This window comes from Psychrobacter sp. 1Y10 (genome assembly GCF_052259005.1).
Taxonomy (GTDB): domain Bacteria; phylum Pseudomonadota; class Gammaproteobacteria; order Pseudomonadales; family Moraxellaceae; genus Psychrobacter; species Psychrobacter saeujeotis.
The window spans coordinates 60,196-72,836 of record NZ_JBQQES010000006.1 but is presented as its reverse complement, the minus strand read 5'-3'; the positions used below and the strand labels follow the sequence as shown (position 1 = coordinate 72,836).

The following is a 12,641-nucleotide window of genomic DNA, read 5'->3' as shown; positions in this document are numbered from 1 at the left end:
GTTACAGGCTTAACAGCTTGTCATAGTAATGTTATGGCCGCTTTAAGATTGCTTATATTTTTTATCTTTTGTTCTCATTAAAGGATTCTTTATGTCCACGTCATCGCCTATTACTCGCCGTCCTACCAAAAAGATCTATGTCGGTGATGTCGCGATTGGCGGCGATGCACCGATTAGTGTGCAAAGCATGACCAACACAGACACTTGTGATATAGCCGCAACAGTCGCTCAAATTGAACGCTGCGTTGATGCTGGTGCTGACTTCATGCGCGTCTCGACTCCAACGATGGAGACAGTTGAAGCGTTTGGTAAGATTCGTAAACTGGTGAGCGTACCTTTGGTTGCTGATGTGCATTTTGATCACAAGATTGCACTAGCAGTTGCTGAAGCAGGGGCGGACTGTCTGCGAATTAATCCAGGCAACATCGGTAGCGATGCTAAAGTGCGTGAAGTTGTGGCCTGTGCTAAACATCATAATATTCCAATTCGCATTGGGGTGAACGCTGGATCTTTAGAAAAGGACATTCAGCGTAAATATACTGAGCCGACGGGCGAGGCGATGCTTGAGTCAGCGATGCGTCATATCGATATATTAGAACGTTTAAACTTTGATCAATATAAAGTGTCTGTCAAAGCGAGTAATGTGTTTTTAACTTTGGATGCGTATCGCTTAATATCGGCACAAATTGACAATCCGCTACATCTTGGTGTCACTGAAGCTGGGGTATATCGTACTGGCGCCGTCAAATCTGCAATCGCGCTTGGCGGTTTATTATTAGATGGTATCGGTGATACCATTCGTATCTCTTTGGCAGCAGAACCAGAAGAAGAGATCAAAATCGGTTTTGATATCTTAAAATCACTCAATATTCGTTCTAATGGTGTAAACTTCATCGCATGCCCAAGCTGCTCTCGTCAAGAGTTTGACGTGATTAAGGTAATGACTGCGTTAGAAGCTCGTTTAGAAGATGTGCGTGAGCCCATGAATCTATCGGTGATTGGTTGTAAAGTGAACGGTCCAGGAGAGGCAAAAGAGTCTGACATCGGTATCGTAGGCGCAGCTCCCAAATCCCTGGTATACCGCATGGGTGAAAAAAGTCATCTTATCGATACCAATAATCTGGTTGATGAGATTGAGAGTATGGTACGTGCTCATGCAAGCGAGCTGGAAAAGTCACGTGAAAATGAAATTATTAGAGTTAAATAGATGATGCAACTATTCATCGCCCTGAGTCTGTGAGTAGTAAATCATTAGTAAGCATCTAAGTGCTAGTAGTAACGATAATAACAATAGAGACAGTCGTTATAATATTTGAGGATATGACCGAATCATGATCAAAGCTATTAAAGGGTTTAATGACATTCTGCCAGAACAGGCAGCAAAGTGGCTACAACTAGAAGCTGTATTGGCAGATGTATTGGCTCGTTACGGTTACGAAAATATTCGCCTGCCCATCGTTGAGCAGACTGATCTATTTGCTCGTGCTATTGGCGGTGCGACTGATATCGTTGAAAAAGAGATGTATAGCTTCGCTGATAAGTCTGAACCACCAACACCTCTGACCTTGCGTCCTGAAGGTACAGCAGGGGCAGTGCGTGCAGTGCTTGAGCATAACTTGCTACGCGGTGACACGCCAAAACTCTGGTATATCGGCCCTATGTTTCGTTATGAGCGCCCGCAAAAAGGACGCTACCGTCAGTTTCATCAGATAGGGGTAGAGAGCTTTGGTAGCGCGTTGCCAGATGCTGATGCTGAGCTGATTGCAATGACCCATCTAATGTGGCAAGAGCTGGGTCTCAAAGATGAGATGCGTCTGCAATTAAACAGCTTGGGCGAAATCGATGAGCGCCGTGCCTACCGAGATGCTCTAGTTGCCTACTTAACGGACAAGCAAGATCAGCTTGATGAGGACAGTAAGCGCCGTTTGACTACCAATCCGCTACGGATTTTGGACAGTAAAGAGCCAAGTACCCAAGCACTGCTTACTCATGCACCCAAGCTTGCTGACTTCTTAGGGATAGAAAGTAAGGTCCATTTTGAGCAAGTTCAAACGTACCTGACGACGCTTGGTATAGATTACGAAATCAATCCGCACTTAGTTCGCGGTCTTGATTATTATAATAAAACGGTTTTTGAATGGGTCACTGATAAGCTTGGTAGTCAAGCAACTGTCTGTGCTGGTGGGCGCTATGATGGCCTGATTGGACAGCTAAAGTCTGTCGGCACACGTGACGACAAACCAGTTAAGTCTGAGCCTGCCGTTGGTTTTGCAATGGGTCTTGAGCGTTTATTGCTACTTATTGAAGCGGTAGCTCCTATGCCAGATGCGTCAGTCTGTGACGTCTTTGTCGTTGCGCAGCCAGAAGTCTATGGGTTTGGTATCAACTATGCGCAGCAGTTACGTTATAGCCGTCCAGATTTGCGAATTAAGATGGCGAGTGCAACCAGTATGAAAGCACAAATGAAAAAAGCAGATAAATCTGGTGCAGCTTTGACAGTTATAATTGCACAACAAGAGCTTGACGATAATACAATCAGTATTAAAGACATGCAGACGGGCGAACAGCAGTCAGTTGCCCAAGATTGGCTAGCGAGCACAAAGAACTTTACACGTCTGTAGTTATGTTAGTAGTAGCGTCTGGTAGAATGACCAACGCTCACTCGCTGCTCAGCAATTAGATTTTAGCAACTAGATTTTATCAGGTAAATAAACATGGCTCAAAATACCCAGTCGCCTAATACAGACAACTCTATGCAAGCGCTCAAGCAGTATGGTAGCTACATTCTGACAGCTATTTTATTGGCCTTAGCCGGTTATTTTGGCTGGACATATTGGCAAGAGAATCACGCACGGGTAGATACCGTAGCCGCTGATCAATATGCTGATATCCAAAGACTTAATGAAGAAGTAAGTCTGGCAGCACAGAACCCAGATCTAGAGGCTGAAGCATCCACGGCACTTGCTGCTAGTCGTGCCCAGCTAAATAAAGACATCGATGCATTAGTCAGTACGCATGGTAAGTCGGTTTACGCCTGGCAAGCTTTAATGATCAAAGCTCGCCAACAAGTCGATAGCGATGATTTCGCGGGTGCGACTGAGACCTTAGAAAAGGCATTGGCCATAGATCTAGGAGATGCAGGTTTAAATGCGATTACGCGTTTACGCTACGCTGAAACATTGTTGTCAGCAGGGGACACAGATGCTGCACTATCAGAAGCTAATAATGATATGCCAAGCTCATTTGAGGCAAGCCAACAAGAGTTACTAGGTGATATTTATTTAGCAAAAAATGATGAAGATGCTGCTATTAAAGCCTATACTAATGCTTGGAGCCTGATTGGTAAACGTCAAGAAACTAGAGCAGTATTGGCATTAAAAATGGAGAGTCTGGGTATTGTACCTGAACCCATCGATGAACCTGCTAGTCTTATTCAAGCAGCTGCCATACCAGAACCAACAGCAGCGCAAAATGCCAGTGCAGATATTCAGAGTAGCGTTAACAATAGTAACGATTCTGACCAAGCAGCGCAGTAAATCCGTATTATAATCAACAATAATGTATATCGTAGACAATGATAATGCTACCTATGACAGCTTTTTAAGCCAATAGCATAGTCCGTTGACCGATAGTTAATTTATTCGTAATGAGAGCAGACAATGACCCTATCTAATCGCTTCAGCAAAAAAACCAAAAATAAGACCATGAAGTCGACTGTCATGAACGTGGCGGCTTTGGCGCTGATGACGACTGCTGTTGTTGGTTGTAATCGCGGTATTAAGCCGGTGGTAAACGATCCAGTCGAATTGGTACAAATTGCACAACCTGTTAGCGTCCTGCAGCCAATATTTAGCGTCGACGTTGGTAACAAGAAAGTCAGTAAAAAAGACCCGCTTGCCTTACAAGTTGGTTATAGTAATGGGCAAACTGTTACAGCATCACGTGGTGGCGAGTTGACAGGTTTTGATAACGCAGGTCAGCGCTTATGGTCCATCAACGTTGATGAGCAAATTACTGGTGGTGTAACGATAGATTCATTAAGTCAGACTGCTATTGTGAGTACACGCAGTGGTTTGGTAATGGCTTTTGATAGCACAACTGGTGCTAAGCGTTGGCAAAAACAGCTGTCAGGTTCAGTGCTGACGCCTGCGCTGGTTAGCAACAATCGAGTCGTTTTATCTGCCAATGATGGCTTCTTACACGGTTTATCTTTACAAACAGGTCAGTCAATCTGGCAATTTGCCACTCAAGTACCAGCTATTAGCGTACGCGGTAGTGCAGCGCCAACACTATTAGATGACAAAACAGCATTACTTGCTACTGCTGATGGTCGCCTTCATGCTATTACGCTTGATAATGGCTTGCCGCAGTGGTCAAGACGTGTTGGTGTCGGTGCTGGCAGCAGCGAAGTTGAGCGCATGAGCGATGTTGACGGTATGCCTGTTGTCGACAATAATCAGCTATATGCGATCAGTTACAGCGGTCAATTGCTAGGGATTGATTTAACATCGCGCCAAGTCATGTTCGTGAATGAATTGGCAAGCTTAAAATCACTTGCCGTAAATGATCAGCAAATCATTGCCACCAGTTTAGAAGGTAAAGTTGTCGCTTACGACCGTAATAATGGTAATGTGTTGTGGGAGAGTGAAGCGCTTGCTTATCGTGACTTGACGAATCCTGTGATGATTGGCAATTACATCGCTGTTGGTGATCTTGAGGGCGTCGTGCATTTGTTTAATCCTGCAAACGGCGATATCGTAAGCCGAGTACAAACTAAGGGTGCGTTGACCGATCTACAAGTGCAGGGTAACCGCTTAATGACGCAAAGTACTTCTGGGCAAGTAGCCATATGGCAATTGGCTCGTTAAGTAGCAATATATGGTGCTACTTTGGCTGACTTTTATGCCATTAAAAGGCCTTATTAAATAATAATCTTTGATAAAGATATTAAGCAATAAGGCTATGCTATGACGTTTAAACGCTGCTTTGTCAGCGTTTAATGCCTTGTACAAATAGCGCGTTTAGCGTAATCTATGCGCCTTTATGATAAGGGCAATTATTTACAATTAATGTGCTGTTTTTTCTATTAATCCATCATCTATCCCATTAAAAGACTATTATCTTTTATAATAGGTTCTTTGTCTTCATCATTCATTTAAGTTTGCGGTCATATGACACCTATTTGTTGTTATTACTGACCATTATTGAGAGTAACGCATGAGTATCAAGCCCGTGGTCGCGCTAATTGGTCGCCCCAATGTAGGTAAATCTACTTTATTTAATCAGTTTACTAAAAGTCGTCAGGCTTTGGTTGCGGATCTATCCGGTTTGACTCGTGATCGTCAATACGGTGATGCTACCTATGAGGGCAAATCGTTTATCGTAGTAGATACTGGCGGTATCGGTGAGGCCGATGATGGCAGAGGCGATATTGATGATTATATGTCTGAGCAGTCGCATACGGCAATTCATGAAGCTGACATCATCGTATTTGTGGTTGATGCACGTGCTGGTATGATCGGCGCTGATGCAGAAATTGGTAAGTTTTTACATACCCTAGGTAAGCCTGTATATGTTGTCGCCAACAAAGTCGATGGCACGCATGATTCGGCCTCTGCAGAATTTTATGCATTAGGGTTAGGCGAGCCTTATCCAATGGCTGCCAGTCATGGTCGCGGTGTCGGTAACTTACTAGAAGTTATCACTGCCGATATGCCAGAAGATGTCGATACAGGAGAGCCGGATGGTCTTAAACTGGCTATCATTGGGCGTCCAAACGTAGGTAAATCGACTTTGGTTAACCGTCTATTGGGTGAAAACCGAGTCGTCGTCTTTGATATGCCTGGTACCACACGTGATAGTATCTATATTCCTTATAAACGTGATGGCAAAAATTATGTATTGATTGATACTGCTGGTGTACGCCGCCGCGGCCGTATCGATGAAAAAGTAGAAAAATTCTCCGTCATCAAAACTTTGCAAGCGATTGAAGACTCTAATGTTACTGTCATCGTGATCGATGCACAAGAAGGTATCGTCGATCAAGACCTTCATATGATCGGTTATGCACTTGATGCAGGTCGAGCATTAGTCGTTGCGATTAATAAATGGGATGGGCTGACGCACGAACAAAAAGACTATATCAAAATTGAGATGGAGCGTCGTTTTAACTTTATACCCTACGTAAAAGTGCATTTAATCTCTGCGCTGCATGGTACTGGTGTCGGGAATCTGTATCCTTCTATTTTACGCGCCTATCAGTCCTCGATGTTTGAGGTATCTACCAACCGCTTAACACAAATATTGCAAGATGCAGTCATTGCAAACCCGCCACCAACTGTTGGTGGTCGCCGTATCAAACTGCGTTACGCTCACATTGGTGGTCATAACCCGCCCGTTATCGTTGTTCATGGTAATCAAACAGGGTCGTTGCCTAAAAGCTACCAGCGTTATCTTGAAAACCAGTTTCGCCAAGTGTTTAAGCTTGAAGGTACACCGCTTAATGTCGTCTTTAAGCTCAATGAAAACCCTTATGCTAATAAGAGTGACACGCCAACTAAAGCCAAAGCTCAGCAATTGCTACAGCGTCAACGCAATCGTAAGCCAAAATATTCAAAAAGTCATAGAAAAACGGATAAAAAACAATAGTTGAGACCTTTAAAGACTTCTACAATGGAAGTCTTTAAATTAAATATCAAAAAACTACTGATAAATGCTGTTGGTTTTTTTATAAGGTTGCCGTTTATCGTAAAATAAACAAAATACATACTTATGAGGTATTATAAGTCAAAGCCATCATGAATTGATTGACATGAGTATAAGTTCTTCTAGAAACATACCCACGATTATTCGTTATTCTATCTTACAAGCTATCGTCGTGGCAGTTTTTGCAGGATTTTTATTGTCTTTTGTTTATACCTTTGTCCATAACTATCAACAAAAACGTTTACATGTTCAGCAGTTGGGCGAAATGTTGTCAAATAGTGCCTCAACCCCTGATGGCGCTAACTTGGTTGCTCGACAAGTGAGTATATTGCTGGACAATGATCCTAGCTTACAAAGCATCTTATTTTATTCAACTGATCAACCTATTGATTCATTGAGTCAAGGCAATATTAATAGTGTAGGTAATAATTGGTATAATGCTTGGTTTGCTGATACAGTCAGCTTCAACTATCCTGTTACCAGTCGTTACCTTACCGGCAGTAGTATCCAGCGCGCCAATTCTTCTCAACGTATTGCTAATACCTCACCTATTAGTGTTAGAGATACTCCAAAAATGACCACTCCGTTAGCCGCGCGCAATACATTGGTTGGCTATATTAATATTACGTTAGATATGAACCAACTACGTTGGTACTGGGTACGAATCAACCTGTTGTCATGGTTTGCAACTACCATTTTAGCGATTTTTGTTGTTTGGTATATTCTACGTAAACTCAACTGGCCAACCAAAGATATTGTCGAGCTTGCAAAGGTATGCGAGATAGCAGCTAATGACCCTGAGCTTGAACAGCTACCCACCATTCAACAGCGTTTTGAGTTTGAAGAGCTTATACGTATAAAAGAATCTTTTATCATTCTATTTGAGCGCTTAAGAGTGGCACAGCAAGATTACCTCGATTTAGCAGATTTTGAGCAGCAGCTTCATAATAAAGACTTGTCCCTTGACATGCAGCGATCAAACTTTCAAAACATGATTACTCATGAGCTAAAAACCTCCCTTAATGCCATTACAGGGGGGTTACAGCTGTTGGATAATCAGTATCTTAATGATGAACAAAAAGATACGTTGGCTATTATTCATAAGGGTAGTCATCATTTAGAGCTGACTCTTGAGCAAATCATACAGTTAAATAGAATAGAAAAAGGCCAAATGGTAGTCAGTTTAAGTGAATTTAACCCATTAAAGATGATTGCTGATCTGATAGAGAAGTTCGAGCCAGCTGTTAGACAAAAAAACCTAGAGCTTATTAGCCGTGTTCATCATGTTGAGTATACTCTAGAAGGAGACATAAGTAAGATTCAACAGATCTTGACCACATTAGTAGACAATGCGATAAAATTTACTCATACCGGACGAGTTATTATTGACTCTCAACTGACGCATTTTAATGAAAGTATTCGCTGGCAAGTTAAAGTTATTGATACAGGTATTGGCATTAGTACAAGTCATCTAGAGGATATATTTACCCCATTCTTTCAAGTTGATTCGTCAGTTACTCGCGAGAACGAAGGCGTGGGAATAGGGCTGTCAGTCATCAAGCAAATTGGTCAGCTTTTGGGTGCATCAATCGAGGTGGATAGTGAGGTTGGTGTAGGCAGTAAATTCATCGTTACAATGCCACTGCGTTATAAGAGTCAGACACAGTATGAATACCTCTTAAAGGACATTAATGTTGTGTACTATCATCATGATGAGATCAGCTCGATGGTAGAGATGCTGGGACGACTTGGCGCTCATGTCAGCTCTCAGCGTAATGGACAATCAATGATGGATTATATCTCAAAAGTGAAAGTAAACGTCATCATGTTTGCAGAAGAGGTATTGCCTGAACAAGTCGTTCAGTTGACCAAGCACATTCGAGAGCGAGAAACAACTTATCGCTCGCTATTGGTTTACTGGTACCCACTCCACAAAGAGCAATACGTAGAAAGCTTTGAATATGATCTAAAAGCTGCGGGTATAGACTATTGTCACAGTGCTGTACAAGATGCCAAACTGCTGACTGCTCTTTTGAAGAAATGGGTGGTATAACCTACTTACTACTATGAGAATGTTAATTAACAAGGTTTAATAGGTATTTGGTGTGACATGTTAAACCAATAGATATCACATAAATAAAAAAAGACGCCAAATGAGAGCGTCTTTTTTTATTTACTGCTCATCTAAGATGAGGGAGCAATTACTATTCTAGTAAGTTTAAAATAGGTTCTGTGCCCAGCGTACAACATGCTGCCACATCCGGTTCACAAAGCCTGACTGTTCGATATCAGTGGTGGCTACAATAGGCACTGAGGCCACTGCCTTGCCATCAATGACTGCCAACATTTTACCAATCTGTTGACCTTTTTTGACAGGCGCTTCTATACTTTCAGGGATATCAACGACTGTAGTAATCTTATTTTTTTGTGTTTTACTGGTTAAGACTTGTAGAGTATCACCTGTTGTCAGCTCTATCTCGTCGGCCTCTCCAAACCATACTGGTAACTTACTGACAAACTGATTAGACGGTGCTTTTGTCACTGTAGTAAAATGACCAAAGCCCCAGTTAAGAAGCTCTCGCGATTGATCAGCCCGTGCTTGTGGACTTTCAGTCCCCATAATGACAGAAATCAGACGCATATCATCACGATTACTTGAGGCGACCAAGCAGTAGCCTGCTGCATCAGTATGTCCAGTTTTTAGACCATCTACTGTAGGATCTGTGGCCAGTAGCGCGTTACGATTGCCTTGAGTAATACCGTTATAGGTAAACTCTTTTTCAGCATAGATATCATAGTATTCACCACTGTTTTTTACAATGGCGCGAGCAAGCTTTGCCAAATCAAGTGCTGAGGCTTGGTGCCCCTCATCAGGCATACCTGTTGCATTCACAAAATTTGTGTTATCCATACCCAGCTTTTTAGCTTGCTCATTCATCAATATTGCAAATGAAGTTTCGCTACCTGCAATATGTTCGGCCATTGCTTTTGAGGCGTCGTTGCCTGATTGAATAATGATACCGCGTAGCATATCAATGACACTGGCAGTTTTATTTACTGGCACATACATACAAGACTGACTGCTACTACCACGGCACCATGCATTCTTGCTCATTAGCACTTGTTCATCTTCGGTCAAGTCACCTGAGCTTAGACGTTGCTCAATGATATAGCTGGTCATCATTTTGGTTAGTGAGGCTGGCGGAAGAGGCTGGTTGGCATTTTTTTGCGCTAATATCTCACCAGTATTATAGTCCATCAATACATAGGCGGTATTGTCCATCTCTGGAGATTGAATAGCAGCATTGGCAATTACTGTACTCAAAGATAAGCTGACGCCAACGATTAGTTGTACCAGCTGTTTTTTTACATGCTTTACTGTCATAGATTGTTACACCACATCATGAAACCCAATGCGTCTATCGCCAGCTATACTCATAAAAGCATCTATAGATGACGATTGACATAAAATTAAGGCCTTATATTAGCAAAATGCTTACCAATGGGGAAACAATAAATACGATAAAAAAGACATTGACAATATGGAGGAAGCCAGCCTAAAAAAGGTTTGCCGTAGTCGCCATCAAGGCCATGCTACAGGTTTTGTTTATGACAAAAAAAAGAGTCTATTTAAGCAGTTTTGCATCATAGTAAAAGGTGCTCTTTTATTTGGTATCTATTATAGTACGCAAATAGTTTGCTCCTTTCACGCTTCGTTTTTAGGATGAAAGGAGCAAACTTAGGATATAAAAATTGTTTGGGCAGGAGGTGTTGGATACTGACTGATGCTTTTATATTTATATGGTTAATCGCTTAGTCAGAGTATGTTGTGACAAGTCAGCCGTTAGTATTGCGCGTTTGCTAAATCTTCACACAAGGCTTTATTTTCTTGTTTTGAGAACCCCAGTGTCCAGCTACGTATACTTTGTAAGATTTGACGATAATCTTGCTGCGTTGACAAATACTGTATTGCAGCCTTCGGATCTTCTAAAGACGGCATAAGCTCATGCAGTTGTATATTGTAAGATTTATAAAAACGTTGTCTTTGTCTTTTATTTAACATCGGTGGGCAAATTTCAGACAGTACCTGCATGACAGCAATTTCATGTTTAGTAATACTTACGCCAGACATATCTAGAGGAATGGTAGACACATTATTACTAGCTGCGTTGGATGTTTGAGCTAACAATGAAGCAGAAGCTATCAAGCCGATAATGCCAATCCTTGAAGCTGTTCTTGAAACTATTCTTGTCGTTATAGAAATTATAGATAATATCGATTGATTCTTCATTCGGTATCACACTCGCTTTACGTTATTTAATGGTGTTATGGTAATGGGAAAAAAAATAAAAGTCACATAAAATATTGACTTATGTGTAGATATATTGTGACCTAGAGTCGATCGTTAGCAACATATCAGTAGCATCTGTCCCTAAGTTACATAAGCCTTAATAGATAACAGTCTATTGTTGTTCATTGTTGCCTATTGTAACGAAAAAAATAGGTGAAGAGGTGACCAACTAGTGTTGATATACACATCCGCAAAAGCGAATTTTATAAGGTTAAAAATATCAATAGGTTTTTGCAAATGTAGCCACAACTGTTTGATTATACTTGATTTTAAGACAATGAGTGAAAGGTTTATTTGTGCCGATGCTTAGTTAGGGTATAATCTCTTTCTATATCGTATAATAGTTCGATGAATGTAGACTTACTTTATGCAACTACTACTACGCTTATAAATATATTTTAAACCATATTGTATTACCGCTAGGTTTTCGTTTTTTACCTTCTATATCTGCATTTATCTGCTAAATAAAGGCATACAAAAGTTATCTTTTTCCTCAAAATGCTGCTTTAAGATGCTTGTTCTTAAACGCTACTATCTATGAGATAGATGACTATAGGTTATTAGCAATCGGTTACGATATTTAAGTCTGTTGCCAGAAAATGAGATATCACTATATTGAGCTGCCATGAAGTTTTTGATTAGTAATGATGATGGAGTACATGCGCCAGGGTTGTTGGCGTTATACCAAGCCCTCTGCCAGATTGGAGACGTTGTGGTCGTTGCACCCCATGAAGAGCAGAGCGGTAGTGCCAGCTCGCTTCATATTTCTCAGCCCTTGTATCCTCATATATTACCATCAGGGTTCGTTGCGGTTAATGGTTCACCTGCTGACTGTGTCTATCTTGCGCTACACGAGCTTTATCCTAACACTCAGTTTGACTGCGTGATCACGGGTATTAATTCAGGCGCAAACCTAGGGCAAGACGTCTTGTTTTCGGGTACTTTTGGTGCGGCTTTGACCGCTCAGCTTTTTGGTATACCGGCGATTGCAACTTCATTGGTGGGTCATAGGATTAAAGGCAATGGACAGGATCAAACCAGCCATTATGAAATGGCCGCAACCGAGATCGTCAAAATATTGACCAAAACGCTTTTATTGGAGGAGCTCAAACGTTTGCCTTATCACGTACTCAATATTAATATTCCTAATGTAAATACGGCTGAGGGTATAAAAGGACGCAAAATCACACGCTTAGCTCATAGCCTAATAGAAAAACCTGTACATCATATGGTTGATCCACGCGGCCGCGATGCTTATTGGTTATGTTTAAAAAAATGCCAGAATTTGCCAACCACAGAGCATATGGACGCCAATATTAATACGCCTATTGATGACTCTATAAGTGGCAGTCCTGAGCGACTATGTCAGCCTAGAGCCGATAACAACGGTAACAACGATAATTTGGTGATTGATACAGATGAGCTGGCGGTAGCAGCAGGTTATATTAGTTTATCTCCAGTTCGCTTACATCATACACCAGCGTCTACCCTCAGTAAGTTTTCGACTTTGGCATTGTAATTCATCCTTGTAATTGAAGGGTGATGAAACAGACGCTATTTTTATAATTAAAGTCAAGTTCTATAA

9 protein-coding genes are annotated in these 12,641 nt (G+C 41.5%); 7 read left to right on the top strand and 2 right to left on the bottom strand.

Annotation, left to right across the window (positions count from 1 at the left end):
* The first annotated feature begins 91 nt into the window (after nucleotides 1-91).
* From ispG to ACTXGH_RS09105, 6 genes are all read left to right on the top strand, one after another.
* The gene (ispG, locus tag ACTXGH_RS09130) at nucleotides 92-1,207 is read left to right on the top strand and encodes a flavodoxin-dependent (E)-4-hydroxy-3-methylbut-2-enyl-diphosphate synthase (protein WP_439260974.1); all 1,116 of its coding nucleotides are present in this window, start codon (nucleotides 92-94) and stop codon (nucleotides 1,205-1,207) included.
* Nucleotides 1,208-1,331: 124 nt separating this feature from the next.
* On the top strand, nucleotides 1,332-2,621 hold the full coding sequence (hisS, locus tag ACTXGH_RS09125) for a histidine--tRNA ligase (protein WP_439296869.1): 1,290 nt from the start codon (nucleotides 1,332-1,334) through the stop codon (nucleotides 2,619-2,621).
* A 93-nt stretch (nucleotides 2,622-2,714) separates the two neighbouring features.
* Nucleotides 2,715-3,536 carry a YfgM family protein gene (locus ACTXGH_RS09120; protein WP_439260972.1) on the top strand — a complete coding sequence of 274 codons (822 nt, stop codon included), beginning with the start codon at nucleotides 2,715-2,717 and terminating at the stop codon, nucleotides 3,534-3,536.
* A gap of 123 nt (nucleotides 3,537-3,659) precedes the next feature.
* Nucleotides 3,660-4,868 (top strand): outer membrane protein assembly factor BamB, encoded by a 1,209-nt coding sequence (gene bamB / locus ACTXGH_RS09115; protein WP_439296871.1) that lies wholly within the window; start codon nucleotides 3,660-3,662, stop codon nucleotides 4,866-4,868.
* A 349-nt stretch (nucleotides 4,869-5,217) separates the two neighbouring features.
* Nucleotides 5,218-6,648, top strand: coding sequence for a ribosome biogenesis GTPase Der (gene der, locus ACTXGH_RS09110; protein WP_439296872.1), 1,431 nt, complete (start codon nucleotides 5,218-5,220; stop codon nucleotides 6,646-6,648).
* Between the two features lie 163 nt (nucleotides 6,649-6,811).
* Nucleotides 6,812-8,758, top strand: coding sequence for a sensor histidine kinase (locus ACTXGH_RS09105; protein ID WP_439296874.1), 1,947 nt, complete (start codon nucleotides 6,812-6,814; stop codon nucleotides 8,756-8,758).
* Nucleotides 8,759-8,923: 165 nt separating this feature from the next.
* Here ACTXGH_RS09105 and ACTXGH_RS09100 read toward each other — a convergent pair whose 3' ends face one another.
* Nucleotides 8,924-10,090 carry a D-alanyl-D-alanine carboxypeptidase family protein gene (locus ACTXGH_RS09100; protein ID WP_439296876.1) on the bottom strand — a complete coding sequence of 389 codons (1,167 nt, stop codon included), beginning with the start codon at nucleotides 10,088-10,090 and terminating at the stop codon, nucleotides 8,924-8,926.
* A 459-nt stretch (nucleotides 10,091-10,549) separates the two neighbouring features.
* A complete protein-coding gene (locus ACTXGH_RS09095; RefSeq protein WP_299219533.1) occupies nucleotides 10,550-10,996 on the bottom strand; it encodes an MCR_0457 family protein in 447 nt (148 codons plus the stop codon).
* Between the two features lie 685 nt (nucleotides 10,997-11,681).
* On the opposite strand from ACTXGH_RS09095, the gene surE reads away from it, so the two are divergent.
* On the top strand, nucleotides 11,682-12,575 hold the full coding sequence (gene surE / locus ACTXGH_RS09090; RefSeq protein WP_439260967.1) for a 5'/3'-nucleotidase SurE: 894 nt from the start codon (nucleotides 11,682-11,684) through the stop codon (nucleotides 12,573-12,575).
* The last annotated feature ends 66 nt before the right edge of the window (nucleotides 12,576-12,641 follow it).

Excerpts from the sequence above, each read along its gene's own strand:
- ispG (WP_439260974.1), top strand. The coding sequence starts at position 92 with ATGTCCACGTCATCGCCTATTACTCGCCGTCCTACCAAAAAGATCTAT.
- hisS (WP_439296869.1), top strand. The coding sequence starts at position 1,332 with ATGATCAAAGCTATTAAAGGGTTTAATGACATTCTGCCAGAACAGGCA.
- ACTXGH_RS09120 (WP_439260972.1), top strand. The coding sequence starts at position 2,715 with ATGGCTCAAAATACCCAGTCGCCTAATACAGACAACTCTATGCAAGCG.
- bamB (WP_439296871.1), top strand. The coding sequence starts at position 3,660 with ATGACCCTATCTAATCGCTTCAGCAAAAAAACCAAAAATAAGACCATG.
- der (WP_439296872.1), top strand. The coding sequence starts at position 5,218 with ATGAGTATCAAGCCCGTGGTCGCGCTAATTGGTCGCCCCAATGTAGGT.
- ACTXGH_RS09105 (WP_439296874.1), top strand. The coding sequence starts at position 6,812 with ATGAGTATAAGTTCTTCTAGAAACATACCCACGATTATTCGTTATTCT.
- ACTXGH_RS09100 (WP_439296876.1), bottom strand. The coding sequence starts at position 10,090 with ATGACAGTAAAGCATGTAAAAAAACAGCTGGTACAACTAATCGTTGGC.
- ACTXGH_RS09095 (WP_299219533.1), bottom strand. The coding sequence starts at position 10,996 with ATGAAGAATCAATCGATATTATCTATAATTTCTATAACGACAAGAATA.
- surE (WP_439260967.1), top strand. The coding sequence starts at position 11,682 with ATGAAGTTTTTGATTAGTAATGATGATGGAGTACATGCGCCAGGGTTG.